At 31.7% G+C, this 26768-nt stretch carries 23 protein-coding genes and 1 riboswitch; of the genes, 6 read left to right on the top strand and 17 right to left on the bottom strand.

What is annotated here, in order from left to right:
- Positions 1-280 precede the first annotated feature (280 nt).
- The 3 genes from ACJDT4_RS04245 to ACJDT4_RS04235 are packed head-to-tail and all read right to left on the bottom strand — an operon-like array spanning position 281 to position 4759.
- Positions 281-1702 carry a SpoVR family protein gene (locus ACJDT4_RS04245; RefSeq protein ID WP_406786292.1) on the bottom strand — a complete coding sequence of 474 codons (1422 nt, stop codon included), beginning with the start codon at positions 1700-1702 and terminating at the stop codon, positions 281-283.
- Positions 1648-2832 carry a sporulation protein YhbH gene (yhbH, locus tag ACJDT4_RS04240; RefSeq protein ID WP_406786291.1) on the bottom strand — a complete coding sequence of 395 codons (1185 nt, stop codon included), beginning with the start codon at positions 2830-2832 and terminating at the stop codon, positions 1648-1650. The genes ACJDT4_RS04245 and yhbH overlap by 55 nt, the downstream gene beginning before the upstream one ends.
- Positions 2833-2836: 4 nt before the next feature.
- Positions 2837-4759: a PrkA family serine protein kinase gene (locus ACJDT4_RS04235; protein ID WP_406786290.1), complete on the bottom strand. Its 1923-nt coding sequence runs from the start codon at positions 4757-4759 to the stop codon at positions 2837-2839.
- Between the two features lie 684 nt (positions 4760-5443).
- Positions 5444-5563: riboswitch (SAM riboswitch) on the top strand.
- A gap of 148 nt (positions 5564-5711) precedes the next feature.
- Here ACJDT4_RS04235 and metH point away from each other — a divergent pair.
- Positions 5712-9338: a methionine synthase gene (metH, locus tag ACJDT4_RS04230; RefSeq protein ID WP_406786289.1), complete on the top strand. Its 3627-nt coding sequence runs from the start codon at positions 5712-5714 to the stop codon at positions 9336-9338.
- A 111-nt stretch (positions 9339-9449) separates the two neighbouring features.
- On the opposite strand, the gene ACJDT4_RS04225 is transcribed toward metH, so the two are convergent.
- From ACJDT4_RS04225 to ACJDT4_RS04200, 6 genes are all read right to left on the bottom strand, one after another.
- Positions 9450-9605 (bottom strand): hypothetical protein, encoded by a 156-nt coding sequence (locus tag ACJDT4_RS04225; RefSeq protein WP_406786288.1) that lies wholly within the window; start codon positions 9603-9605, stop codon positions 9450-9452.
- Positions 9606-9843: 238 nt separating this feature from the next.
- Entirely contained in the window at positions 9844-10731 is an 888-nt protein-coding gene (locus tag ACJDT4_RS04220; RefSeq protein ID WP_406786287.1) for an alpha/beta hydrolase fold domain-containing protein, read from the bottom strand.
- Positions 10732-10830: 99 nt separating this feature from the next.
- Positions 10831-11103 carry a ribosome small subunit-dependent GTPase A gene (locus ACJDT4_RS04215; RefSeq protein ID WP_406786286.1) on the bottom strand — a complete coding sequence of 91 codons (273 nt, stop codon included), beginning with the start codon at positions 11101-11103 and terminating at the stop codon, positions 10831-10833.
- A gap of 281 nt (positions 11104-11384) precedes the next feature.
- Complete coding sequence (locus tag ACJDT4_RS04210; RefSeq protein WP_406786285.1) at positions 11385-12353, bottom strand: DUF4097 family beta strand repeat-containing protein; 969 nt, start codon at positions 12351-12353, stop codon at positions 11385-11387.
- A 6-nt stretch (positions 12354-12359) separates the two neighbouring features.
- Positions 12360-12944 carry an HAAS signaling domain-containing protein gene (locus ACJDT4_RS04205; RefSeq protein WP_406786284.1) on the bottom strand — a complete coding sequence of 195 codons (585 nt, stop codon included), beginning with the start codon at positions 12942-12944 and terminating at the stop codon, positions 12360-12362.
- The gene (locus ACJDT4_RS04200) at positions 12937-13260 is read right to left on the bottom strand and encodes a PadR family transcriptional regulator (RefSeq protein ID WP_406786283.1); all 324 of its coding nucleotides are present in this window, start codon (positions 13258-13260) and stop codon (positions 12937-12939) included. The genes ACJDT4_RS04205 and ACJDT4_RS04200 overlap by 8 nt, the downstream gene beginning before the upstream one ends.
- A gap of 159 nt (positions 13261-13419) precedes the next feature.
- Between ACJDT4_RS04200 and ACJDT4_RS04195 the strand changes: the two genes are divergently transcribed.
- From ACJDT4_RS04195 to ACJDT4_RS04185, 3 genes are all read left to right on the top strand, one after another.
- Positions 13420-14352: a LysR family transcriptional regulator gene (locus ACJDT4_RS04195; RefSeq protein WP_406786282.1), complete on the top strand. Its 933-nt coding sequence runs from the start codon at positions 13420-13422 to the stop codon at positions 14350-14352.
- Positions 14353-14373: 21 nt separating this feature from the next.
- Positions 14374-15480 (top strand): 5-methyltetrahydropteroyltriglutamate--homocysteine S-methyltransferase, encoded by a 1107-nt coding sequence (locus tag ACJDT4_RS04190; RefSeq protein ID WP_406786281.1) that lies wholly within the window; start codon positions 14374-14376, stop codon positions 15478-15480.
- Positions 15481-15586: 106 nt separating this feature from the next.
- Positions 15587-16723 (top strand): 5-methyltetrahydropteroyltriglutamate--homocysteine S-methyltransferase, encoded by a 1137-nt coding sequence (locus ACJDT4_RS04185; RefSeq protein WP_406786280.1) that lies wholly within the window; start codon positions 15587-15589, stop codon positions 16721-16723.
- Positions 16724-17017: 294 nt separating this feature from the next.
- On the opposite strand, the gene ACJDT4_RS04180 is transcribed toward ACJDT4_RS04185, so the two are convergent.
- The 3 genes from ACJDT4_RS04180 to ACJDT4_RS04170 all read right to left on the bottom strand — a co-directional run bounded on the left by ACJDT4_RS04180 (position 17018) and on the right by ACJDT4_RS04170 (position 20948).
- The gene (locus ACJDT4_RS04180) at positions 17018-19018 is read right to left on the bottom strand and encodes a glucose PTS transporter subunit IIA (protein WP_406786279.1); all 2001 of its coding nucleotides are present in this window, start codon (positions 19016-19018) and stop codon (positions 17018-17020) included.
- A gap of 274 nt (positions 19019-19292) precedes the next feature.
- Complete coding sequence (locus ACJDT4_RS04175; protein ID WP_406786278.1) at positions 19293-20117, bottom strand: PRD domain-containing protein; 825 nt, start codon at positions 20115-20117, stop codon at positions 19293-19295.
- Between the two features lie 27 nt (positions 20118-20144).
- Positions 20145-20948, bottom strand: coding sequence for an MBL fold metallo-hydrolase (locus ACJDT4_RS04170; protein ID WP_406786277.1), 804 nt, complete (start codon positions 20946-20948; stop codon positions 20145-20147).
- A gap of 169 nt (positions 20949-21117) precedes the next feature.
- Here ACJDT4_RS04170 and asd point away from each other — a divergent pair, with 169 nt between their 5' ends.
- Both asd and ACJDT4_RS04160 read left to right on the top strand, forming a co-directional pair.
- On the top strand, positions 21118-22197 hold the full coding sequence (asd, locus tag ACJDT4_RS04165; RefSeq protein WP_406786276.1) for an aspartate-semialdehyde dehydrogenase: 1080 nt from the start codon (positions 21118-21120) through the stop codon (positions 22195-22197).
- A gap of 157 nt (positions 22198-22354) precedes the next feature.
- The gene (locus tag ACJDT4_RS04160) at positions 22355-23209 is read left to right on the top strand and encodes a DNRLRE domain-containing protein (protein ID WP_406786275.1); all 855 of its coding nucleotides are present in this window, start codon (positions 22355-22357) and stop codon (positions 23207-23209) included.
- Between the two features lie 51 nt (positions 23210-23260).
- Here ACJDT4_RS04160 and ACJDT4_RS04155 read toward each other — a convergent pair whose 3' ends face one another.
- From ACJDT4_RS04155 to coaW, 5 genes are all read right to left on the bottom strand, one after another.
- A complete protein-coding gene (locus ACJDT4_RS04155) occupies positions 23261-24172 on the bottom strand; it encodes a DUF4097 family beta strand repeat-containing protein (protein ID WP_406786274.1) in 912 nt (303 codons plus the stop codon).
- A 4-nt stretch (positions 24173-24176) separates the two neighbouring features.
- Positions 24177-24848: a permease prefix domain 1-containing protein gene (locus ACJDT4_RS04150; protein WP_406786273.1), complete on the bottom strand. Its 672-nt coding sequence runs from the start codon at positions 24846-24848 to the stop codon at positions 24177-24179.
- A 1-nt stretch (position 24849) separates the two neighbouring features.
- The gene (locus ACJDT4_RS04145) at positions 24850-25182 is read right to left on the bottom strand and encodes a PadR family transcriptional regulator (protein WP_406786272.1); all 333 of its coding nucleotides are present in this window, start codon (positions 25180-25182) and stop codon (positions 24850-24852) included.
- A 130-nt stretch (positions 25183-25312) separates the two neighbouring features.
- Positions 25313-25504 carry a PspC domain-containing protein gene (locus ACJDT4_RS04140; protein ID WP_406786271.1) on the bottom strand — a complete coding sequence of 64 codons (192 nt, stop codon included), beginning with the start codon at positions 25502-25504 and terminating at the stop codon, positions 25313-25315.
- Between the two features lie 300 nt (positions 25505-25804).
- Complete coding sequence (gene coaW, locus ACJDT4_RS04135; protein WP_406786270.1) at positions 25805-26644, bottom strand: type II pantothenate kinase; 840 nt, start codon at positions 26642-26644, stop codon at positions 25805-25807.
- Between the last annotated feature and the right edge of the window lie 124 nt (positions 26645-26768).

Genomic DNA, 26768 nt, shown 5'->3' with positions numbered 1-26768 from the left:
AACCAATTCCTTTTATATATGTATTTTTCAAACTACTACATACTTTAAATCACTGTTTTAACAATTATGTACATGTTAATTATATCATCATATGTAATAAAATTCATGACATTTTAATATTATTATGAAATTAGGTAAAATGCTAGGAAAATATCCTTAAAATAATTTCCCAGCATCAAGTTTTTATTAAAAGTAAGAAAAACAAGTTAAATTCTTACTCTTTTATTAGCTGTGTATTCATCAAATAAACATAAAAAAATATATTTAACTTCTTCATTAATTAAGCTTCAAAAATCCTCTTTGATTCATCACAGGTTATCCTATATTCTTTTCCTTCTAATTTCGTTATCAGCACAACTTTCCCTTTCCACAAATCAACTATATACTTAAGTGTAGATTCGGCATAATTTAGATTTAATTCTCTTCCATCATAAACATGTTCTAAAGTAAGTGTATTATCCTTAGTTGACATATCTATTACACGTATAAGCGGTATATTATTCATACCACAAGAATTACAAATTGAATTTCTTATATTTATCCATCCTTTTTCATCAGCAACATCATCAATAGTATATTCCCCATTTTTATTTGAATATTGAAACAAATTTAGTTCTTCACATATTTCTCTTGTAAGGTATCTTCTTATAAATGACTCATCTCTTTCAATTTTTCTAACTTCAAAGATTTTTTCTCTTCCATATCTTTTTTCAATATCCTTTAAAAGCATGAAGCCAAGATAATATGGATTTAATGAGCCAAAAAGTGGTGCGATTACATCATTGTGTCTTTTTATAAATTCAAGATGAAGTCCTTCTGGTAGATTCAGCTCATTTAGTATAGTATAATGCCAAAAACTTGCCCACCCTTCATTCATTATCTTAGTTTCTATTTGTGGTATGAAGTAAAAGGTTTCTTTTCTAACAATTTCTATTACGTTTCTTTCCCATTCTTCAAGCCGAGCATGGTTTTGAATAAAATAAACAAGATCATCCTCTGGTTCAAGAGGAATCTTATTTAAATTTGGTTCTTTTCTTTCTTTTATAGGTTCATATGGATCCCTATTATCTATTTCTTTATTAAAATCATTTATAATATTCTTTTTTATCTGGCTATCTGACAGCCTTTTAATACCTACTACTCTTGAAGTTTGATATCTTATTGCATGAGCTGCATCCAAGATATGTTCTACTTTAGCATTTCCTATGGATGGATCTTTTATATATCCTCGTATTATATCAGCATCATTCTTAAACATTTGTAAGGTATAGCTGGCATCAGTTCCCAATGTAAAAAGTCTATTATTCTTAAAAAAATCATTATGGCCGTAAACATGCGCCATAGTTAATATCTGAAGTAAAAAGGTATTTTCTTTCATTAAATATGCAAGACATGGATTCGAATTTATTACCATTTCATAAGGAAGTCCAACAAGATCGTAATTATACAAGGTCTTTTGTTTTTCATATGCCTTTCCAAAACTCCAATGTGGATATCTAGATGGCATACCTGTATAAGTTTCATAGGAAAGCATATCATTATAACTTACAATCTCAAACTCTTGTTCATAATAATCAAGTCCTTCTTCTTTTACTTTTTCTTCAATCTTTTCATTCCACTTCTCTAGATCCTTTAAAGTATAATTTTCTATGACTCTCCCTCCTTCAAATCCTTTATTAACATTGCTTTTAATACCGGCCATAAATCTTCTTTGTTCTTTATTGTTGCAGATATAAAATTTTTTCTATTCATATTAGAATCAATCTTATACTTCATAGTCCCAGAATAAGTATATGGCAAAATTTCAGCATAACCCACCATATTACATACAGTACAAAGATCATTGAAAGCTTTTAATGCCCTCTCATCATCTTCTGTGAAGTTATCGCCGTCACTTACATAAAAGCCATATATATTCCAAATATCTGGGTTATACCTTTCTTCTATTATTTCCAGTGCCTTATTTATTCCACTTGATATATAGGTTCCTCCAGACTCTACCTTATGGAAAAAGTCATTTTCATTTACTTCATGCCCAACTGTAGAGTGAGATATAAAAGTTATTTCAACACTAACATACTTAAGCCTTATAAATCTAGATAATATAAAAAAGAAGGAACGGGCAAGATATTTTTTTGTAGTATCCATTGAGCCTGAACAATCCATGATACACATTATAGCCGCATTACATTCTTTTTTAGGTTTTTCTTTTATTTTATGATATCTTAAATCTTCCTCTCTAAATGGAAACCTATCATTCCCTTTATCCTCCTTAAGGTCTGCTTCACGTATAGCCCTTTTTCTCCCTTGTTCTCTTTTTAACTTTTCAATTACAGTTTTCTTTTTTGCAAGTCTTGGTCTTATGCCATACTTCTGGTAGCCAGACATCCTCTTAGAACTTTCAGTTATTATTTCAGAATACTTTTTCTTGTCTAGATTAGGTAAATTAAGATCTTCAATCAAATAGTTTATTACATCTTCTATAGTAACTTCTGTTTCGTATATGTCCTCCCCCTCTTCATTGCCTGCTCCTTTTTTCCCTTTACCTGCTTTTACTTTTTCTTTTCCAAGACTATCTCCTCTTTTTTCGCTTCCATCTCCGCTTCCTACTCCTGGCGAATTTTTTCCATATATGAATTCATATTCTTTAAGTCCTCTTATTGGTATTTTAATTTTCTTGTTTGCTCCCTGACCAACAATACTTTCTTCTGATAAAATATCAGCTAAATTTTCCTTTATAGCCTTCTCAACAAGTTCCCTATGCCTTCTTCTATCTCCTATAGTCCTATCATGATCCGTTGGATTAACATTGTAATCTCTAAATATAGCCATACTATCAATCCTTCCACAAGTTGTTGGCTGCATATTTCAAAATTACATCACAGCAATAATCACAATATCCATTTCTCTTCATTTCCTCAACCATTGAATTATATTTTTCATTCTGCTCTTTATCTCTAACTCTGGATTTAGTTATAATTCTTGAAAGTTCCTTTACAGATGCTGTAAGTTTCTTTTCTATTGCTTCCTTAAGAGGCTCATATGCATCATAAGCTATACTGCCGCCATTTCTTACAACATAGAACATGTAAGAGGTTACATCCATTCTAAAGCCTTTTGCAGAGCTTTCCGAGATTCCAATTTGTTCCTCTATGGAACGCATGAATTTTTCGTCTGGATTAAGTTCTTCACCTGTAGATTTATCCTTTATTTTATTTTTATTTACAAAGGCTTCTGCATTATCAAGATAATTATTAAACAAGGTTTCCGCTTGTTCTCTATAGCTTTCTATAAATGCTTTTGTTATCTCTTTTTCAAGTATTTTATTGTATTCTTTTCTTATTATATTTTGAACAAAGCCAAGATATTTCTTTCTCTCCTCCTCTGCTATGTCAAGCTCCTTTACTGATTTTATAATGCTTTCCATTATACTAAGTGGATTGATACAGTCGTATTCAGAACTTGATAGTGCATTGTCTATTGCTTTCACTATAAATCTTGTTGAGATTCCATTCATACCTTCCATTATTCCAGCTTCTTCTCTAAGCTCATTTATATCGACTTTCTTAGTTGTACCATTTTCTACTATATCCTCACCATTGTATATTTTAAGTTTTGTTATGAGATCAACCTTAGAAGAAGGTTTAAGTCTTGAAAGTATTGCAAACATAGCTGCTGTACTCAAGGTGTGAGGAGCTATGTGAGCTTTAAAATTACTCTTTTTAAGAATTTTTTCATAAATTTTTATTTCTTCGCTAAGCTCAAGACAATATGGGACTTCAATCTTTACTATTCTATCGAGTATAGCTTCATTTGTATGATCAGATTTAAACTTATTCCACTCTGCCTCATTTGAGTGAGCTATAATGAGACCATCAAAATATATCATTGCACCTTTTCCTGGTGATGGTATAGATTTTTCCTGAGTTGCAGTTATTATAGTGTGAAGATATTCAACATCGTTCTTAAATACTTCTATAAACTCTACCATACCTCTATTTCCAACATTGAAAGCTCCATTTAGTGAGAATATTCTAGGATCATCCTCTGAATATAAGTCCATTTTGGATATATCAATAGAACCAGTTAAAATTGAAGTATCCTGGTTATTAGGATCTACTGGTGGGACTACTCCAATTCCCTTTCTTGACCTTATTGAAAAACCACTAGTTGTAACGGGGAATCTTTCATACTCACCATTATATTCATGTGTAAGCCTATACTTACATACAGGACACAAGTCACCTTCAATTTCTACACCAAGTTCTCTTTCAAACTCTTTCCTTAAGTGCTTTGGTATAAGATGAAGTGGTTCCTCCCTCATAGGACATCCTTCAAGACTGTAAACAGGTTCCGAAACTTCAAGTGCCTTTTTTATAGCTTCAACTAATGATGACTTTCCTGCTCCAACAGGTCCAACAAGATAAAGTACTTGTCTTGCCTCTTCACCCTTCATGGAGGAAGCATTAAAATAGTTTACAAGCTTCATTATAACCTTATCTATTCCAAAGAAATCATGCTTAAAAAAGTCATATCTTTTTATAGGCTCATTACCATATATTTTTCTTATCCTTGGATTTTCCTCAGGCTTTAGCACCTCGAATCCTCTACTTTTTATAATGTCATATATCCTTTTATGCGCAAGCTTACATACATCTGGATTTTCCTTAACTATATTAAGATATTCAAGAAATGTACCTTCAAATTTAATCTTATTTGAGTTTTCCCTATCATGTTTTATTAGCTCCTTAAAATCCATAAACGCACCTCCCAATCAAAACTTAAAAATTACAAGTCACAAATATAATCTTTATACCAAATATATATTTTAACTTTATCATCTATATTCATAAAGTTTTAAAAAAGTGTGAAATAACAATGCTTCATCACATTAAAAACCTTCTATAAATCTTGGTGTATATTTTAAAATAGTGCTTGCTTTGAGTTCAAGAAGGATAACGATCATATACGGGGCTTGGGATGTAATCCCATTATCCTTCTTTAACTTGTATTAGTCATCTATATATTAGCCCAAGCCTCGTATATGTTTATACTCGCTGGAAAAATGCTCAAGCAATTGAAATATCTAAGTGTTTTATGATTTTTTCACCAAGATTTATTAGAATTTTTTTAAACTGTTCCTTCAGCATTGTTAATTTGCTCCCACGGTGGTTCAAGGAAAAAATTCCTCCGTGCCTACGGAATTTTAGGCATGAATCTTTTAAGTTGCTCAGCGCAGCCGACACTTATAAGTAGTAAGATTTACCTGAGAGAAACGAAAGGTAAATCCTCCTTCACTCTACTCTTTACTCTCTACTCTCTGCTCTTAACCTTTCTAGCTTACTTGTAAGACTTCAAAAATACATTTTAAACTTTTCAGGTACTACCCCTATATTGACATTTGTAACTGTAACTAATATAATAAAATCAAATTTTAATTACAATCTTATCAAGAGAGGCTGAGGGACTGGCCCTTTGAAGCCCAGCAACCAGTACATATATAGGTACATGGTGCTAATTCCAGCAGCTAGGTAACTTTTACCTATGAGCTGATAGATGAGAATAATCCGTGAAGTAGCTGCTCGAGATTTTTCTCGGGCTTTTTTCAATTCACAGTTAATGTGGATTTTCTGTAACAAAGCGGAAGAAAATCATTCTCAACTGTGCACTGTGAATTGTGCATTTTAAACCGAACTAAAGGGGGCTAACAAATGAGTTCAAATATAATAGATTTACTAAACAAAAAAATTCTCGTACTTGATGGCGCTATGGGAACATGTATACAAGGCTATGATCTTAACGAACATGATTTTTGTGGTTCTCTCCACTGTCATGTAAATCAAAAGGGCAATAACGACATTTTAAACCTTACAAATCCAGAAGTAATAAAGGCTATTCATAGCAAATATCTCGAAGCCGGTGCAGATATTATTGAAACCAATACTTTCAATGGAACAAAAATATCTCAGGCAGATTACAACACAGAGGATAAAATATACGAAATTAACTTTAATGGAGCAATGCTTGCAAAAGAGGCAGCTGATTATTTCACAAAAGAAACTCCAGAACAACCACGTTTTGTAGCTGGTTCTATTGGTCCTACAAACAGAACCTTGTCTATGTCACCTGATGTTGAAAATCCTGGTTTTAGAAGTATAAGCTTTGATGATATGTTTTCAGCCTACAGTGAACAAATTGAAGGTCTTGTTGACGGCGGCGTAGACCTACTTCTTATAGAAACAGTATTTGATGGTTTAAATGCAAGAGCTGCTATATTAGCTGCGGAAAGTGTATTTGAGAAAAAATTTATTAAACTTCCTATTATAATATCTGGAACTATAGCAGATAAAAGTGGAAGAATTCTCTCTGGTCAAACTCTTGATGCTTTTGCAGAAAGTATGAAAAATGAAAACGTAATTGCTATAGGTCTTAACTGTTCTTTTGGAGCAAAGGAACTTGTGCCTTTCATAAGACAACTTTCAGAAACTCAAAATAAATATATATCGTTTTATCCAAATGCGGGTCTTCCAAATTCTCTTGGAGAATACGAAGAACTTCCAGAGGAAACGGCTGCTCTTGTTAAAAAGCTTGCATTAGCTGGAAATATCAACATAGTTGGAGGGTGCTGTGGTACTACTCCTGCTCACATAAAAGCTATAAGCAGCGCTGTTAAAGATATACAGCCAAGAAAGGTTCCTAAGTTAGAGCCAGAAACCATTTACTGCGGCCTTGAAACCGTAAAAATAAATAAAGAAAGTAATTTTATAAATGTAGGTGAAAGAACAAATGTAGCTGGTTCAGCCAAGTTTGCAAGACTGATACGTGAGAAAAATTACGAAGAAGCTTTATCCGTTGCAAGACATCAAGTTGAAAATGGTGCACAAATAATAGATGTAAACTTTGACGATGCCCTTTTAGATGCAAAAGTAGAAATGGAGACATTTTTAAGACTTGTTGCCAGTGAACCTGAAATTTCAAAAGTTCCAATAATGATAGATTCATCAAACTTTGAAGTTTTAGAAACTGGTCTTAAATCTATTCAAGGCAAAGCTATTGTAAATTCCATAAGTCTTAAGGTTGGAGAAAAAAGATTTCTAGAGGAAGCAAAAATAATCAAAAATTTTGGTGCCGGTGTTGTCGTAATGGCATTTGATGAAATGGGTCAAGCAGAAACCTTTGAAAGAAAAATAGAAATTTGCAAAAGGGCCTATGACCTTTTAACTAAAAAAATCAACTTTCCACCTGAAAATATTATTTTTGATCCTAACATTTTAGCCATTGCAACAGGAATTGAAGATCATGACAACTATGCTGTAAACTATATAAAAGCTGTAAAGTGGATAAAAGAAAATTTACCTTATGCAAAGGTTAGCGGTGGCGTTAGTAATTTATCCTTTTCCTTTAGAGGAAATAATATAATAAGAAAAGCAATGCATTCAGTATTTCTATATCACGCTATAAATGCAGGAATGGATATGGGCATAGTAAATCCCGGAATGATTGATCTTTATGATGATATAGACAAAGAGCTTCTAGATAAAGTTGAAGCTGTAATATTAAATAAAAGCAGCGATGCTTCTGAAAAACTTCTAGAATTTGCGGAAACCTACAAAAGCACAGAACAAGCTCAAAATAGAACTAGCGATACCTGGAGAACAAAAAACTGCAGTGAAAGACTCAGTTATGCTCTAGTTAAAGGAAATGTAGAATTTATCGCTGAAGATATAGAAGAAGCTAGAAAAGAATACAAAAGTGCCTTAGAAATCATAGAACAACCACTAATGAACGGAATGAAGAAGGTTGGAGAATTATTTGGTGCTGGAAAAATGTTTCTGCCTCAAGTTGTAAAAAGTGCTAGAGTTATGAAAAAAGCCGTTGAGTGTCTTCTTCCATATATAAATGCTGAAAAAGGAAACAGCACAAGTGCTGGAAAAGTTGTGTTTGCAACAGTAAAAGGCGATGTACATGACATAGGCAAAAACATAGTTTCTGTAGTACTTTCCTGTAACAATTTTGAAGTTATAGATCTTGGCGTTATGGTACCTTCAGAAACTATACTTGAAACTGCTGTAAAAGAAAAAGCAGATATAATAGCTTTAAGTGGTCTCATAACTCCATCACTAAATGAAATGAGTCATGTTGCAGAAGAAATGAAACGTCAAGGTTTAGATATTCCACTTATAGTTGGAGGTGCTGCAACTTCAAAAACTCACACTGCTTTAAAAATTGCAACTAAATATGACAAGGTAATTCACAGCACAGATGCTTCTAATGCAGTTGAAGTCACTAAAAATCTTATGAGCTCTAGTAGTAAAAATTATATAGATAAAATTAATAATGAGTATGAAACTATACGCAAAACTTTTTCAGAACACAAAGCCGAACTCGTGTCTATAGAAGAAGCTAGAAAAAATAAATTCAACATTAACTTTGAGAAAACTGAAATCAATACTCCAAACTTTATTGGAATAAAGAAATTTATTAATTTCCCATTAAAAGAACTTAGGAAATATATAGATTGGACATTTTTCTTTACAGCCTGGGATATGGGTATGATTTACCCCCAAATATTAGAAGACTCTAAATATGGAACTGAGGCAAAGAAACTTCTTTGTGATGCTAATAAAATGCTAGATTTGTTTGAAAGCAAAAATATAATAAGTGCAAATGGAGTTCTTGGAATATTTCCTGCAAACTCAACTGGAGATGACATCGAAGTATACCATAATGAAAAAGTTATAACCTTTAATATGCTACGTCAGCAGCAAGTATTAAAAAGTAACAGCTTTAAGTGTCTTTCGGACTACATTGCCCCAAAAGAAAGTGGAATAAAAGACTACCTTGGAGGTTTTATTGTTACTGCTGGTATTGGCGCAAAGGAATACTCTGAAAAGTTAAAGAAAAATGGCGACGAGTATGGAGCTGCAATGGTTAAAATACTATGCGATAGGCTCGCAGAAGCATTTTCCGAGGTACTCCACCTTGAAGTTAGAAAATCCTACTTTGGATATGCACCAAATGAAAACTTGCCTCTTTCTGATTTACTTAAAGGCGCTTACAGAGGAATTCGCCCTGCTTTTGGATATCCTTGTCTTAATAATCATGCTGAAAAAGCAAAGCTATTTGATATGCTTTATAAAGAAGGAAACATTGGAGTTAATTTAACTGAAAGCTATATGATGGATCCTGTTTCAAGCACCTGCGGCTTATACTTTGCAAATAAAGAAGCTAAATACTTTACAATAAACAAAATAGGAAAAGATCAACTAGAAGATTATGCTAAAAGAAGCAAAACAGACACTAAAGAGTTAGAAAAATTATTTAACACACTACTATAAAAATAATGCGAAGTAACAATGCTTTGTCACGTTAAAAAAGTCCTATAAATCTAAGGTTCAAAAATCATAAAATGCTAAGAAATTTCAATAACTCGCATACACTCAGACAATTCAAATATCTAAGCATTTTACAATTTTTGAGCCAAGATTTATTAGAACTTTTTCAAATCGTTCCTTCAGCATTGTTACTTCGCTCCCACGGTAATGCAATGCCGGAATTCCAACATACTTTGAGCCTTTAAACTTTTCTGGATTACAACAAACCATAACATCAACTCATATTTTTTAATATTAAAAAACTTTGGTTTCCCAGCGTGTTTACTATATACTAATTTTCAATAATTATAGCCTATACATTATATTTTATTATAACATATAGGCTTCTTTAACTATATCTAGACAAGTTGAAATATTAAAATCAGCTGAATTCTATTTTCGAATATGTTGGTTATCTGAACATATATCAGTTAACAATGGACAATTAACAGAGGACAGTTAAGGTTGTCTAACATTTTAATACTCTATCCAAAAATTCTATTATTATTTGAACAATTTTAGGTTGAACCCAACGAATTCCAGCATGATCAGCATCCTTAACAATATAGCGAGTTGAATCAACTCCTACCTTTATTAAAGCTTCGTGCAAAATTCTTGTTTGCTCTGGTGAAACCGTTGTATCTGCATCTCCATGCATAATTAAAAATGGTGGTATACTCTTATTTTTATCAATATAACTTATTGGACTCGCCTCTAAAAATCTCTTTGATTCATTATAATTTAAATTGGTGAATGTTGGGCATCCGTTTATCCACAACGCTTGTGGAGAATTACCGAGTTTGTCCAAAGCTTCATCACCTTTAGTTAAATCTGATACACCGTAAATATCAACAACTGCTTGTACATCACTATTTTCCTGTAAGTTATCATCCTTATCAAACTTTCTATTTCCATTTGTAAGTCCTGCGAATGCAGATAAATATCCTCCTGCTGAATCTCCCATTACTGCAATTTTACTTTTATCAATATTATATTTTTCACTATTAGCTCTTAAAAATCTAATTGCCGCTTTAACATCTTCTAATGCTGATGGAAATACACTAGCAGGTGCAACTCTATACTCTATACTTGCAACTACATATCCTGCTTCAGCAATAGCAAGTCTTTGCTGAATATAGCTACCTTTATTGGAAGCTAAAAATCCTCCACCTGTTACGAATACAACTGCAGGATACTTTTCATCACTTCTAGGTCTTAAAATATCCATCTTAAGTGGAGAACTACTGTATCCTAATATAGGCGGCTGTGAATAGGTAACGTTTAAAATTGACTCTATACTTAATTTATCTATTGAAACCTCAATTTCTTTACTAGTGAACCCCAAGTTCTTTTCCATTTACAAACACTCCTTCACTCTACTCTTTTTCAAATTCCAATTTATTCGTCTATAACATATATTTTATCATCAACAATTAAACCATATCAAGCCAATCTTTTAGTATTCATATCTTACATGATTTTCCCTTTTATATCCTTTACTTTTACCATTAATTGAATTTTTTTGCTGCACCATCATTATTCTTTTTTGCTTAGACTCCATAAATCTAGTTTCTCTTTTTAGTCTTAAATATCTTTCAAGCCTTTTCTCATCTAAAATACCTTCTTCTATTGCCTTTCTAACGCGGCACCACGGCTCATTTTCATGTTTACAATCACTAAATTTACATTCCTTTGCAAGTTCTTCTATATCTTTAAAAGCTTCATCCACACCACTAAATTTTATAGTCTATCCTTAACTGTACTTTATACTCTGTAAGCTTTACTCTAATTCATATTTTTTTCCACAAAAATACTGCGGCAAAAATAACACCAGCAGTATTTTATAGTATAAAAATGCACGGTAAATAACCTTACCGCGCTAAATTTCTTAGTTGATTTTATTATTTAATAATAGATGAAACAATATTTAGTTAAGCAAAATAAACAGCTTAAAATAACAATATTACCTTTTTAATTATAATTTGCAAATTGTTTGTTGTAAATTCTTATTTAATAATTATTTATTTCTATACTACCTGCACTATTTTTTAACTGGATTACATTATTACTCTTTCCTACCTCACCCTTCGCTGTTTTTTCACCGAATTCACCATTTATATTTATACTAGAGAAATCACTTTTTATACTTCCAGCGCTTGCTTCTGCATCTAATTTAAATTGCGAATCCTTAGGAAGTGCTAATTTTATTTGTCCAGCAGAAGCTGAAAAATCAATATTATTATTAAATTTATCATATTGAATATCTGTATTACCTGCAGAGTTTGATCCCTCTATATCGCCAGTAAATTTTGTGACTTCAATTTTTCCTGCTGATGCTCTAAAATTTGAACTCCTAGTTTTTAAATTGTCTGCTTTTAAATCACCAGCAGAATTTTTATATATGAAGGTATCTGCCGACATATTCTCCATTTGTAATTTACCTGCACTAAGCTTACAATCCAAATTTTTAAGCTCATATCCACTTATATTAACATCTCCTGCTGAAGATACTACTTTTAAACTGTTTTTATATGAGGTTGGTATACTTATATTTGCAGTTATATCTGAACTATAGTTTAAGAAAAAACCCATATGATTTTTATTCAATTCTACATATAAAGTTTTACCTTCCTTATAACATTTAAGTTCTGGCTTTCTATAAGCACCACTTTCAGTTATATCCCCATCTACTTTTACCTTTATACTATTTGTGCCGTCATTATTAAATTTTATATCTCCAGAATAAAAATTAATTGATATTTCATCTATTCCGTTAAGATCCATACTCTTACTAGCGTGGTAATCATAAGTACTACCAGCTAGTTGAAAAAGTCCATGCTTTCCAGGCTTGCTATTTTTAACAAATGAAAAATTTCCAAAAGAAAAAAATATTAAAGCTGCTATACCATATGATACTAACATTACTCCAAGTAAGCACAAAACAACTTTTTTTATATTAAATTTATTATTAAAATTCATGACCTCCTACTCCCCCTTTATTGTTTTTATATTCCACTTAACGTACTTAACTGTAATTCCCATAAAAAACTTTACAAGATAAAACATACCTATACAAAACAAAATTCCTAAAGCAGTTGTTCCTATTCCTACAAAAAATATTGATATCTCGGGAATACCATTAGGTATGCTAACAAGTCCAGGAAATATCGGCCTTATTATGATGCAGGCAATTGTAGCAATTCCACCTACTAAAACACCAATAGCTCCAAAGCACATTCCTATAAGTGCACATACTATTCCAAGATATGGTCCTAATACAAATACAAGATTAAAAAATGCCAACGCAATAAAAATTCCTATAGAACCGATAGACGACTGGCCTGAATTAACTTTACTATTATTTATCACATTATCATCTGTATTTCTATATTGAGCAGCAATGTCCCTTGGGCTTCCAAGTTCTTTTATAAGCTCATCTTCAGTTTTGCCGCTTTCCATACCTATTCTAAAATGTTCCTCATAATCATAAAGAATTTCTTCCCTTTCACCATCACCAAAATCACTTAAATAATGTCTCAAGGCATCCATAAACTCTTCCTTTTTACTCATCAATGTCAGCCTCCTTTAAAATATTATTTACTTTTTTAACAAAATTTTCCCATTCATCTGTAAGCTTTTGTCTCGTTTCTTTTCCAAGCTCAGTTAATCTATAATACTTTCTAGGCGGTCCTTCTGTAGACTCTTGCAAGTACGTTGTAAAATAACCTTCTTTGCTTAACCTTCTTAAAATAGGGTAAATAGTTCCATCTGAAATCTCTATGTCCTTGGATATTTCATTTACAAGCTCATATCCATAGCAATCTTTCTTATCAAGCACCGCGAGTACACAAAGTTCCAAAATGCCTTTTTTTAGCTGTGTATTCATAATCTTTACTCTCCTTGTTTAATTTGTACAACTATACTATATCACTTAGTAGTGTATAATGCAAGATACCAAATAATATTTACTATATAAATTCTTGAAAGTGCATTAAGTTTGTATTACAATGATTTAAAATATAAAATTGAATGGAGTGAGGATATTTTGACGCTGCAGCAATTAAAATATGCCATCGAAATTGCAAACTGCAGCTCTATGAATGAAGCTGCAAAAAGGCTTTTTATATCTCAACCAAGTCTTTCAAATGCCATAAAAGAACTTGAGAATGAACTTAGCATATCTATATTTGACAGAACTAATAGAGGCATTGAAGTTTCATTAGAAGGAGCTGAATTTCTTGGGTATGCCAAACAGATTGTAGAACAAACTGAATTAATAGAAAACAGATATAATGGCAAAAGCAAACGCAAAATCCGCTTTTCTATATCCACTCAACATTATCCATTTGTAGTTGAAGCCTTTTCAAAATTAATTAATGGCATTAATTATAATGAGTACGACTTTAATTTAAAAGAAACTAAAACTTACGAAATAATTGAAGATGTTAAAACACTTAGAAGTGATATAGGAGTACTATATATTAACAAATTTAATTCAAAAATTTTAAACAAATTATTTAGTTATAATAATTTAAAATTCACTCCTCTATTTAATACAACTCCCCATGTATTCGTAAGTATAAAGCATCCTCTGGCAAACAAAAAAAGTATAAAAATTGATGATATTAAAAATTTTACATATATTAAATTTGAGCAAGGAGAGAATTCTTCTGTACATTTTTCTGAAGAAATGGTTAACATAGTTGATGTCAATAAATCTATAAAGGTAAGTGACAGAGCAACTCTTTCAAATTTATTAGTTTCCACTGACAGCTATACCATTGGCACAGGAATTATTATTTCTGAATTTAATGAAAAAAGAATAAAAGCACTACCACTGGAAGAGACAGAAATCTTAACTGTCGGTTGGATTACACATAAAGATATGAACCTAAGTAAAATAGCTCTTAAATATATAAATTCATTGAATGATGTAATTTCAAAGGATTATTTTAATTTGGATTACTGTCTATTATAATCAAAGTGGAGGAAAACATATATGAGTAATAAAATCATAGGACATAAAAGAAATATGCCGCCTTTTTCGTATGATATAGTTGGCAGCTTTCTTAGGACAGATGAAATAAAAAAAGCTCGCAGGCAATATGCAAATGGCGACCTAACTAAGGCGGGGCTAAGAAATATTGAAGATATAGAAATAGAAAAGCTAGTTTATAAGGAAAAAAGTATAGGACTTAAAGCCGTTACTGATGGTGAATTTAGACGAAGCTGGTGGCATCTTGATTTCTTCCTTGGGATACAAGGAACACAAAAGATAAATCTAAGTAATTTTAAGATACAAGGAATAAAGGCAGAAAGCTTTAAAATAATAGATAAAATAGAATTTAAAGGGCATCCAATGCTTAAAGATTTCAAATATCTAAAAGCTATATCAAAAGATTGCATCCCTAAATTTACAATTCCATCACCAGCATTATTTCATTTTGTTCAAAATCGGAATGGGAATGATGTTTATGATAATGAAGTAAATCTTTTTCATGATATTGTAAAAGTATATAGAGACGCAATAAAAGCTTTTTACGATGTAGGCTGCAGATACCTTCAGCTTGATGATACTTCCTTTGGTACTTTATGCAACTCTTCACATAGAGAATATTTAAAAGCATTAGGACAAAACCCAGATGATATAGTTAAAAAATATGTAACCCTTATTAATGAAACAATCAAGTATAAGCCTACGGATATGACCATAGTTCTTCATATATGTAGAGGAAACCTACACTCTTCATGGTTTGCCGCTGGTGGCTATGAACCTATAGCAAAAGAACTTTTTTCTAAATGCAAGGTTGATGGTTTTTTTCTTGAATATGATGATGAACGTTCCGGAAATTTTGATCCCTTAAGGTTTATAAACAATCAATTTGTAGTTCTCGGTCTTATAACTACAAAACATGGTGGGCTTGAAAGTAAAGAGCAGCTTAAAAGAAGAATATTTGAAGCTGCTAAATATATTAATATAGATAAACTATGTTTAAGTCCTCAATGTGGCTTTGCTTCTACAGAAGAAGGGAACATTCTAACAGAAGAAGAACAATGGAATAAGTTAGAGCTTATGATTGAAGTTGCCAATGAAATTTGGAAATAGCTTGTTATAAAATTTAACTATAACAAGCAATAGTTTTTTGGAGTTATGCAGCGTTACTAAGTAGTGGTATACTCTCTACATATTAAAAAATAGAGGTGTATATAGTATGAGTGAACTTTTTAAGAACGCATTAAAAAGAAATAAAGCTCCTTTTAGAGCAGATATAGTTGGAAGTTTTTTAAGGCCAAAGGAACTTAAAGATGCTCGCCATAAATTCCAGCAAAACAAAATTTCTATAGATGAATTAAAAGAAATTGAGGACAAAGAAATCATTAAACTTGTAGATAAAGAGAAAGCTGCTGGTCTTAAAGCTGTGACGGACGGTGAATTTAGACGTTCCTGGTGGCACTTAGATTTTATGTGGGGGCTAAATGGCGTAGAAAAGAAAAATATTAAAGAAGGCTATAGCTTTAATGGCTTAAAAACTAGAGCAGAAACAGCAAGCTTAAGTGGTAAAATAAGTTTTAAGGATCATCCAATGCTAGAACATTATGCCTTTTTAAAAAACATTGCAGGAAATGACGTTTTAGCTAGGCAAACAATACCTGCCCCAGCTCAATTTCTTGCAGAACTTCAAAGAGCAGAAAATAAAGAAAAAACTTTAAGCATATATAAAAGTCAAGATGAACTTTTATCTGATATAGCAAAAGCCTATAGTGATGCAATAAATTCATTTTATGAACTAGGTTGTAGAAATCTCCAATTAGACGACTGTACCTGGGGAATGCTCTGCGATAAAAATTATTGGCAAGCACGCCAAAGTGAAGGTATAAATGTAGATGATATTGCAAAGCTTTATGCAAATTTAAGCAATGAAGCAATAAAAAATCATCCTAAAGATATGTCTATTACAACTCATGTATGTCGTGGTAACTACAGCTCAACCTTTGCTGCTTCAGGTGGATATGGACCTATTGCTAAATTTCTTCTTGGCGAGGTTAACGTAGATGGCTTCTACTTAGAATATGATACAGATAGAGCAGGAGACTTTAGTCCACTTAGATTTTTAGGAAACAAGCAGGTAGTTTTAGGTCTAATAAGTTCAAAAACTGGCAAGCTTGAGGAGAAAGAAGCTGTAATAAAACGTATTGAAGAGGCTGCTAAATATGTTAATATTAATCAAATTTCTTTAAGTCCACAATGTGGCTTTGCATCTACCGAAGAGGGAAATACCTTAACAGAAGATGAACAGTGGGCAAAAATTCACCTTGTAAATGAAATAGCAGACGAAATCTGGAGGTAAAGAAAAACAATAAAAGTTAAATCCGCGTTAACTGTAAATTGTTCACTGCTTCAAAATTCCGTAGGCACGTAGGAATTTTTTCCTTGCACCACCGTGGGAGCGAATTAGCAATGCTGAAGGAACAGTTTAAAAAATCTCTAATAAATCTTGGTAAAAAAATCCTAAAATCCTTAGATGTTTCAATCTGTTTGAGCCAAAGGCGAGTTATTGAAACATCTTAGGATTTTAGGATTTTTTTATCTTAGATTTATAGAGAGTTTTTAATGTGACGAAGCATTGCTAATTCGCATTTTTCTATTTAATTGTAACTTCAGCGGCTACATTCCCATGATATGTCTTTCCTTCTTTTATTTTAATATCCTCAACAATATTCATATTAGTGACGATAACTGGTGTAATAGTATTTTTACCTTTTGCCTCTATTGCTGCTTTATCTATGGTAATGACTTTATCACCTTGTTTTACCTTATCGCCTTGTTTTACATGTGCAGTAAATCCTTCCCCATTAAGTTCAACAGTATCAATTCCTATATGAACTAAAAGTTCAAGACCATTTGTTGTTGTAACTGCAAAAGCATGTTTTGTTGGAAACAATACAGTGATTTCACCATCTGCTGGTGAGTGTATTTCGTTTCCTGAAAGTTCTACTGCAAATCCATCTCCTAAAGTTTTTTCAGCAAAAACTGCATCAGGAACTTTTTCAAGAGGTACTATTTCGCCATCAGCAGGGCTCATAAGTTCATGAACTCCACTATCTACTTTCTTTTCTTCTTCTGGGGCAGCTTCCTCTTCAGCAGACGTCTCTACAAAACCGCCATTTTGAATTATTGCTTTTATATCATCCTTAATTCTTTCGGCTTCAGTTCCAAAAACAACCTGAACGCTATCACCTGATGTCATAACACCTGCTGCTCCAAGTGCTTTTAGTGTCTTTTTATCTACAGCAGTTGGATCATTTAAATTAAGTCTAAGTCTAGTAATACATGCATCTAAAACCTTTATATTATCCTTTCCACCTATAGCTTCAAGAACCTTAGCTGCTTTTGCACTTCCCTTAGCATTTATAGGCTTTATGTCATCATCATCGTCCTCGTCTTCTCTTCCCGGAGTCTTTATATTAAGAGCTCTAATTGCAAAATAGAATACTACAAAATAAAGTGCAAAGTAGGCAATTCCAACTGGCCATATAAGCCAAGGATGACCAGCATATTTAAAACCTAGTACGTAATCAATAAATGATGCTGAGAAAGTATATCCAAGTCTTATATTAAGTAAGCTTGTAATAATACCTGCCGAAAATGCTGCAAGTACATGAAATACAAACAAAATAGGTGCAACAAATATAAATGAAAATTCAATTGGCTCTGTTATACCTGTTACAAAAGCTACAAAAGCTGCTGAAACCATCATACCTGCTATTTGTTTTCTTTTGGATTTCTTAGCTGTTGCAATCATAGCTAAAGCTGCTCCTGGAAGACCAAACATCAAAATTGGATATTCAGATGCCATAAAGTGTCCCGCAGTAGGGTCGCCATGGAAGTATCTTGCTGTATCTCCAATGTAAGTCACACCATTTGCAACAAAATGTCCAAATTGATACAAGAATACTGGATAATAAATGTGATGAAGTCCAAGTGGTATTAAAAGTCTCTTTCCAGCTGCATACATTCCCGGTCCAACAGGTGAACTACTTGCAAAGCTTGCAAAGTCATTTATCCATCCTTGAACTGGAAGCCATATGTTAACTCCAATTATAGCAATAATAACTGCTGCTACAGATGTAATTATCGGAACAAATCTCTTTCCTCCGAAGAAACCAAGTACCTGAGGTACCTTAATATTATGGAATCTATTATATAAAAGTGCTGCTACTAAACCTATTATTATTCCACCAAACACACTCATATTTACTGTTGTTCTTGTAACTATATTGCTATATTCTTGAGTAGCCTTAAAAGCTGCAAGTGTCATGTGTCTAGCAGCTGCTGCAGTTTGTGCTTGCGTTGCTGCTGCTGTTGTACTTGCTAAAGTTTGAATAGCCTGTAAAATCAATTGTCCTACTACTGCTGCAAGTGCTGCAACAGCCTCACCACCTGAAAATCCTATAGCAACTCCAACTGCAAAAATCATTGGAAGATTACTAAAAATTGCATTACCTGCTTCAGCAATATAAGGAATATTAAGAAGGTCTGGCTGACCAATTCTAAGAAGTATTCCCGCTGCTGGAAGTACTGATACTGGAAGCATAAGTGATTTACCTATTCTTTGAAGTACTGCAAAAGTCTTTCCCTTCATACGTTTCTCCTCCTGTTTTTTAACAAATGTTTACATTATATATAGAATAAATTTCTGTATATTTGTGTTTTAAAATTTAGCGCGCGTATTTTAATAACACAATAAAAAAATCTAACTGCACTATATATTTTAATAATAGTGTTAGTATTTAGCATTTAAACTATGCAATGATAAGATTTGTAATCCTAAACAAAAAAACAAAACACGAGCAAATCCATAATATAAACCTATATCATGAATAAAGCTCGTGCCTAATTTAATAGTAACACTACTTTTATAATTCTTCTAACCTTTTAAGATGCAAAGCTATATAGCCTATCTCATCTTCCGGTACCTTAACAGAAAACAAATCTTCAATTTTCATAACAACCTTAATTGCTAAATCGTATTCATTATATAATTCTTTTTTTATGTTGTCAAGTAAATCATTTTTAATTGTTTTTTTATTTATTACTCTATCTAAAACAAAGCTTATATGTGTAACAGTTCTCACATATGCTAACGAACCTTTATCGAACTTCTTCCTCAATAATTTTGATATGAGCTCCATTATACTTCCTATTTTTTTTGTATATGCTAGTGTGTCACTTACACCCCTTTGCTTTATTGCCGCATTTATATGCATACATATAAAACCTATTTCATCCTCTGGAAGATTAGTTTTAAATCTACCATTAATCATATCCAATGCTCTTTGAGCCAATCTATATTCTTTAGGATATAAAGCTGAAATTTCATAAAGAAAAGGATTTTCAATTTTGACACCTTTCTCAATTCTATGAAATGCAAAATTTATATGGTCAGGAAGAGACACATGTATAGCTTCTGTAAACTTTAAATTAAGTTCTTTCTCACACATAGAAATTATCTCTTCACAAACTCCTATAACTTTTCCATCTATATTTTTTATAACTTCATCAAAATTTGTTTTCTTTAATGATTGTTTAACAAATGTACTTTCTACCTTATCCTTTGAAATTTTACCGCCTTTTTTACTGTTAAAACCTATTGCTTTTCCGACAAGTACAAAATCCTTATCGTGATTTGTTGCTATAACAACATTATTATTCAATACTTTTTTTATAGTGTATTCTTCCATTTTTCTCTCCCTAGAACACTTAACAGCTTAAAGATATATTTCTTCAAGATCATCAGGCACTATTATAGTTCCATCAAAATATTTCTTTCCCTCTTCTGAATATAACCTTTTTCTATTGCTTAAATTTTTATCTTCAGTATGAATTAAAATGATATTTTTCACTTCCAAATTTGATGCGTTGATACATGCATCCTTAACTGTTGAATGATGCTTTTCGTAAGGTTTAAATTTCTCTTTTTCAGAATATAAACAAAATGCTTCGTGCATTAAATAATCACATTTATTAACGTAATCCGCCAAATTTTCATTAAGGGGCTCATCTCCAAGGAAGACAACTTTTTTACCACTATTAAGTGTAATTTTAAATCCAAATTGAAGCATTTTAGTACTTTTTATATCAAAAAACTCCACCCTCCAATTAAGTATGTCCAAGCATTTTTTATCTTCTATGGCAATAAATTTAACCCTATTACCTAAATATTTTGTAAATTTATTCTGTAAAAGCAAATTACTTATAGTTTTTATAATTTCTATATTTTTATTATGGCTATATATGTACAAATTATCCTCATACTTTCCGTCTATAATTTTTTGGCAAACAGCTCTTATAATCCATACAATTCCTGTAATATGATCATTATGTGCATGAGAAATAAATACATTATGAATTTTACTTATTTCAATATTCTTCTTCTCAAGATTAGAAAGTATAGTATTTCCACCACCTGTGTCAACTAAAAAATATTCATCCGAATCTGAAATTGTAAAACAAGTATTATAGCATTTTGTTACCATTGCACTTCCATTTCCAAGCATAATTATCTTTTCCACCATCATCACCTCCATATATACAATACCAAAAATAGATACTCAATACAATTTTTTTCATAAATGCGATAAATGCAAATTTAATTATACTCTTATTGCATATACAACTCCATAATTATCTATTATAATATAGAAAGATGTATAAATATAAAAACCGTGGAGGGATTCATAAATGAGTACAAAACTAAGAGTGGGTATACTTGGGGCTACTGGTCTTGTTGGTCAAAGATTTGTAACTCTCCTTGAAAATCACCCATATTTTGAAGTAAAATGTATTGCTGCAAGCAAACGTTCTGCTGGAAAAACATACTACGAGAACGTAAAGGATAGATGGAAGTTAAACAAGCCAATTCCTGAATATATTAAAAATTTGGTTGTAAAAGATATTTATGAAATAGATGAAATTTCAAGTGAAGTTGATTTCGTATTTTGTGCTGTAAATATGCCAAAGGATGAAATCAAAAAAATAGAAGAAGAATATGCAAAGCATGAAGTACCTGTTGTATCAAATAACTCTGCACATCGTTTTACTCCTGATGTACCTGTTATTATACCAGAAATAAACCCTGAACATCTTGAAATAATTGAAAAGCAAAAAGAAAGATTAGGAACAAAGAAGGGCTTTATAGTTGCGAAACCAAACTGTTCAATTCAAAGTTATGTACCTGCTATAAGTGCGCTTCTTGAATTTAAACCAACTAAAATACTTGTTTGCACTTACCAGGCAATATCCGGCAGCGGTAAAACTTTTAAGGAGTTTCCAGATATCGTTGATAATACAATTCCTTATATACCCGGTGAAGAACAAAAAAGTGAAGACGAGCCGCTTAAGGTATGGGGCCATATAGAAGGAAATAAGATTGTTTCCACAGTAAACCCCAAAATAACTTCACAGTGCATAAGAGTCGCCGTATCAGATGGTCATCTTGCTGCTGTATTTGTTTCCTTTGAAAAAAAGCCTTCAAAAGAAGAAATACTAGAGCGTTTTAAAAACTTTAAAGGAAAACCTCAGCTTCTACAACTTCCAACAGCTCCAGAGCATTTCCTAACTTATTTTGAAGATGACTTTAGGCCACAGCCAAAACTTGATAGAGATTTAGAAAAAGGCATGGGAATTAGCATTGGAAGACTTAGAGAAGATTCTTTATTTGACTATAAATTTGTAGGACTTTCACATAATGCACTTCGTGGTGCTGCCGGTGGTGCACTTCTCACAGCCGAACTTTTATACAAAGAAGGATATTTAAAATAAGAAAATAATGGGCAATTAAAATACTTTTAATCTTTTTAATTGCCCATTATTTTTTTATCTATTAATTTTTATAACTTCACCTTATGCAATTATGTGCATATAATATATAGAGCTATAAATATGGCTTTTTATTTTATAATTGGGAAGTGTTTTAACTATGCCAACATTGACATTTCAGTCAACTGGTACAACTTTTATTTCTCAAAACAATCCAACATTAAATTATAGTTCAAGTCCTTTGATATATGTCGGTCAATTTTCCGGACCTACAGATAACTATAGAAGTATAATCGAATTTAATATTAGTAGTATCCCTATAAATTATTCTATAGTTTCTGCCACATTATTACTTTATATAGCTAGGAATGATGTCCCAGCATTATCAAAGCCAATATATGTTTATAGAATTTTGCAAAACTATGACATTAATACCGTAACCTACAGTAATCAACCATTAACCTTTCCAACTGCTGAAGGTTCAACCACAATAACAAATGAAATTGGTACCGTAATTTCTATTGATGTTACAGCCTCTATAAAAAATTGGTACAGCGGTCTCTCTAAAAATTTAGGATTTCTGTTAAGGGGTGATGAAACCCAAACTTCTTTAGTTGGTTTTACAAGTGCAAACTATCCAATTAACTCTTTTACACCTACGCTTATTATAAACGTAAACCAAGGAACTATAACTCAATCCCCTTCACAAACAATCAATACTGCTGATACTTTAATAGGTTCAAATCCTATTCCTCTTGGAACTAACTCTGCAACATTTGCTATACAAAATACTGGCACTTCAAATAGCGGTTATGTTACTTTGCAGCTTAGTCCAGATGGTACAACTTGGATAGATGATATATCACCTGTTATGACGCTTCCTTCACTGGAGCCTGGTCAAAGCATTATTCTAAATACTAGGGGTCATATGGCTTATGTACGTGCAGCTGTTCAATCTGTAGTAAGTGGTCAATCAGCTCAGCTCACTATTACACCTAGTATCTGGAATCTTTAATATAGAGCTAGGGAACTACTAAATTTATAATAGTTCCCTAGCAAAAATTATTTATTTTATTATTTCTATACTTCCAGAACTTATATTGGCATCTAGTTTCTTATAAGGCCCATTTCCAACTTTCCCCAATACCGTTCTTTCATCATCATCCTTATCTGTAGGGAAATTAGTTTTTATATTTCCAGAAGAATAACTTCCATTAAACTCAAAACTCAAATTATTTGGTACATTTAATCTTATATTTCCCGAACTTGCTTCAACCCTTGAATAATCTTTTATATCCGCATATAAAATTCTAATATTACCAGATCTATTGCTTATCTTTCCAGAACCTGAAATAGAATTTATATATACATTTCCCGAATGAGAATCTACATCATACTCATTAACTTTTAATTTTTCTAATTCAATATTTCCAGAAGAAAGCTTGAAAGAAGCTTTTTTAGCATCAATACTATAGTTGCTTTTTATATTTCCAGAATGTCCAGTATACCTTAACTCATCTAATTTCATAGCAGATAAAAACTTAATATTTCCTGAAGAATCTTCTATAATTAAATCTTTTTCATAATTTTTAGGAATATACAAATATATCTTTTCATTAAACCTAAAATTAAATAGATTAAAGCTTCTACGCTCAGTATCACATTTTATATTTATTTCATTTATGCTTTTGCCTATGGTGAATTTTTCATCATCATTAATTTTGTTATATGCTGTTTGTACAACCTTAAGTTTTGAATCTTCAGTAGTTTGTATTTCTATATCGGAACCTGAGTAATCTAAAAAATTAATTTCACTGCAATTTTCAATACTCATTGTTTCCTGTTTTTGAAGCTTTGAGCTGCCTTTTATTATCATAAAACTATCTCCATATTTTGTTCCTCTAACAAGTACAGCTATAAGCAATATAATTATTACTACTAGTATTGCGATAGTCAGCTTTATCATTCTTTTATTCATATTATCACTTCCTAAGCTCCAATACTAAACACACAATCCTATCCACTGCTACTCCCATTATAAATATAATCCAAGATATTTCAAAGTTATACCAGGTAAAGCTAACTGCAAAATATACGACTAAAACTATACACCAAACTATAACCCTCAATGATTTCTTTACTTCTTTTTGAGTATTATTTTGATTTCTCCATTCCTTAAAATCTTCTACCATTGAGTCATCTACCTTATCATACTTTGTTTTAGGCTTTGAAAGCGCATTATATATTAATATAAACGTAGCCACAGCAATTATTACAAACATTACAACATCAGCTATACCACTTGACAAATTCAAATAATCATTGCAAAACATTTCCGCTGCTACACTTATTATATAAAGTGCAACTGCAGTTGCAACAAGCACAGCAGATTTTTTTCTTTGATTTTCTATTTTATCGTATTCATCTTTATTGTTATTTTCTTTTTCATCTAATTCTTTTATTATGCTATCTACATCGCCAACCCCAGCTATTGCAATATTAATAGCTTCATCTTCACTTTTTCCTTCCTTTATCAAGTCATCATATTTATCAATAAGATTAGCCGTAAATTCCTCTTTAATTTCATATGCCGCTTTTGTATTAGGCGCATTCTCAAAGAGTTTATTAACCCTAACTCTTAATTTTTCATACATACTACTTTCCTCCATTGATCAATTTATCAATTAAAACCTTAGATTCATCCCAATCTGCCTTATTCTTTTGTAAAGCTTCTAAGCCTAAAGGAGTTATTGAATAATATCTTCTTCTTGCCCCAGTAGTCTCATCGCCCCAATAAGATCTAATTAATCCCAGCTTTTCAAGTCTCTTGAATGCAGAATATAGCGTTGCCTCTTTAAGCTCATATTTATTATTAGTTTTCTGTTTTATTGATTTATTAATCTCATATCCATAACTATCCTTTTCAGCTAAATGCGATAAAATTATTGTTTCTGTATGACCTCTTATTATATCTGATGTTATAGACAAGTAATCACTTCCTTGTATTCTATCTTATATATACAATATCATAATATACCTCGCCTGTCAAAGTATGTTGTATAAAAAAATAAGAACATAAAGTATATAACTCCTAGTTCTTAAAATTCACAATATTATTTTAATAATATCTATTCTTAGGAATAACTAAAGCACAAATAATATATCCAATTATTCCACTGCCACCAGCCATAATAAAAAGAATCCATAATATCCTTACAATAGTAGAATCTATATCAAAATACTCTGCAATTCCACCACAGACACCGCAAATTTTTTTATCATCACTAGATAAATACAACTTTTTAGTCATAAAATCACCACCCTTTATATCTATATTATTCAAATTTTACACATATGTAATCAAACTACTGCTAAGTAACAATGCTTCGTCACATTAAAAAAATTCTATAAATCTAAGCCTCAAAAATTTATTATAATTTTTTTAAACTGTTCCTTTAGCATTGTTACTTAACTCCCACGGTAGTGCACGAAAAAAATTCCTCCGTACCTACGGAATTTTAGGTATAAATCTTTGTAACCAATTAATTTTTTTGTTAGAGAAACGAAGTAAAATCATCGAAGGAATAATTCAAACCAAATTATGTGAATTTCAAACTTCCCTAAAGTTTATTCCCTGACCATACATTATCGCCGCACCTACTGCTGTTGCAAATTGAGCATTTAAAGGAGTATAGAATTTTATATGAAACATATCCTCTACAGCTTTTGCTATATCCTTAGATTGAGGAACATTAGTTAAATTTCCTGTAAGTACAACATCATTTGTATCATATATTTTAGTTGCAAACACTGCCATAACTCCAATTGTTTGAAATACAAGATTAATTATTCCAAGCGCAATATCTCCTTTTGATGCAAGGTCACTTATCTTTCCAAAGTTTGATGCAGTAGCATAAACAGGTAATTCTGCTGAACTTTCCGTAATTAAATCTCCTATATTAAGATCTACATTTGACAGACTTCCACCTTGTGCAGTTTTTACAATATCATTAAAATCACGTACATTTAGCATTATATTAGAAAGCCCTAAAAGCGTTCCTCCTCCTACTCCGCTTCCTCCTATATGCTTAACTCCATTTTTATCCGACATTACAAAAGTAGTACCTGTCCCCATGCTTACAACTATAGCTTTATCAAGTTTAGTTAAAAACAGTCCTCCTCTTCCTATTGCATCAAATTCATCTACCCTACCTGTGGGTATACCATGAATTCTTTCCTTTAAATGTGACGCTCCAACTCCCGTTACCATAATTCTCTCAATATCTGAAATTGCAAGCTTATTGACACTCATAAATCTTCCAAATGCACCATAAATACATGAAATAGGATCACTTGCTTTTACAAACATTGGACTAAACATCTCACCTTTATCAAAACCTACTATTTTAGTAGTGCTAATTCCTGCATCAATACCAATAACCTTAGCCAATTAATATGCTCCCTTCAAATCAACTTATAACTAAGTCTTAATACATAACTCATAATCTAAATTTAATAATACTTCTGCTGCCCAAACCCCGCGGCCTCACTTAATAATCTGCTTTCAGTTTCTT

Source organism: Clostridium neuense (assembly GCF_045310695.1).
GTDB classification, from domain to species: Bacteria; Bacillota; Clostridia; order Clostridiales; family Clostridiaceae; genus Clostridium_S; species Clostridium_S neuense.
This window is presented reverse-complemented; position numbering and strand designations above follow the sequence as displayed.

Bases quoted from the DNA above. Each gene is read 5' to 3' on its own strand.
- ACJDT4_RS04235 (WP_406786290.1), bottom strand. From the start codon at position 4,759: ATGGATTTTAAGGAGCTAATAAAACATGATAGGGAAAACTCAAATAAG.
- ACJDT4_RS04190 (WP_406786281.1), top strand. From the start codon at position 14,374: ATGAGTAATAAAATCATAGGACATAAAAGAAATATGCCGCCTTTTTCG.
- yhbH (WP_406786291.1), bottom strand. From the start codon at position 2,832: ATGGCTATATTTAGAGATTACAATGTTAATCCAACGGATCATGATAGG.
- ACJDT4_RS04200 (WP_406786283.1), bottom strand. From the start codon at position 13,260: ATGAATACACAGCTAAAAAAAGGCATTTTGGAACTTTGTGTACTCGCG.
- ACJDT4_RS04205 (WP_406786284.1), bottom strand. From the start codon at position 12,944: ATGAGTAAAAAGGAAGAGTTTATGGATGCCTTGAGACATTATTTAAGT.
- ACJDT4_RS04175 (WP_406786278.1), bottom strand. From the start codon at position 20,117: ATGGAAGAATACACTATAAAAAAAGTATTGAATAATAATGTTGTTATA.
- ACJDT4_RS04150 (WP_406786273.1), bottom strand. From the start codon at position 24,848: ATGTATGAAAAATTAAGAGTTAGGGTTAATAAACTCTTTGAGAATGCG.
- ACJDT4_RS04155 (WP_406786274.1), bottom strand. From the start codon at position 24,172: ATGAATAAAAGAATGATAAAGCTGACTATCGCAATACTAGTAGTAATA.
- ACJDT4_RS04225 (WP_406786288.1), bottom strand. From the start codon at position 9,605: ATGGTTTGTTGTAATCCAGAAAAGTTTAAAGGCTCAAAGTATGTTGGA.
- ACJDT4_RS04245 (WP_406786292.1), bottom strand. From the start codon at position 1,702: ATGGCCGGTATTAAAAGCAATGTTAATAAAGGATTTGAAGGAGGGAGA.
- ACJDT4_RS04185 (WP_406786280.1), top strand. From the start codon at position 15,587: ATGAGTGAACTTTTTAAGAACGCATTAAAAAGAAATAAAGCTCCTTTT.
- ACJDT4_RS04140 (WP_406786271.1), bottom strand. From the start codon at position 25,504: ATGACTAAAAAGTTGTATTTATCTAGTGATGATAAAAAAATTTGCGGT.
- ACJDT4_RS04210 (WP_406786285.1), bottom strand. From the start codon at position 12,353: ATGAATTTTAATAATAAATTTAATATAAAAAAAGTTGTTTTGTGCTTA.
- ACJDT4_RS04180 (WP_406786279.1), bottom strand. From the start codon at position 19,018: ATGAAGGGAAAGACTTTTGCAGTACTTCAAAGAATAGGTAAATCACTT.
- ACJDT4_RS04160 (WP_406786275.1), top strand. From the start codon at position 22,355: ATGCCAACATTGACATTTCAGTCAACTGGTACAACTTTTATTTCTCAA.
- metH (WP_406786289.1), top strand. From the start codon at position 5,712: ATGAGTTCAAATATAATAGATTTACTAAACAAAAAAATTCTCGTACTT.
- asd (WP_406786276.1), top strand. From the start codon at position 21,118: ATGAGTACAAAACTAAGAGTGGGTATACTTGGGGCTACTGGTCTTGTT.
- ACJDT4_RS04220 (WP_406786287.1), bottom strand. From the start codon at position 10,731: ATGGAAAAGAACTTGGGGTTCACTAGTAAAGAAATTGAGGTTTCAATA.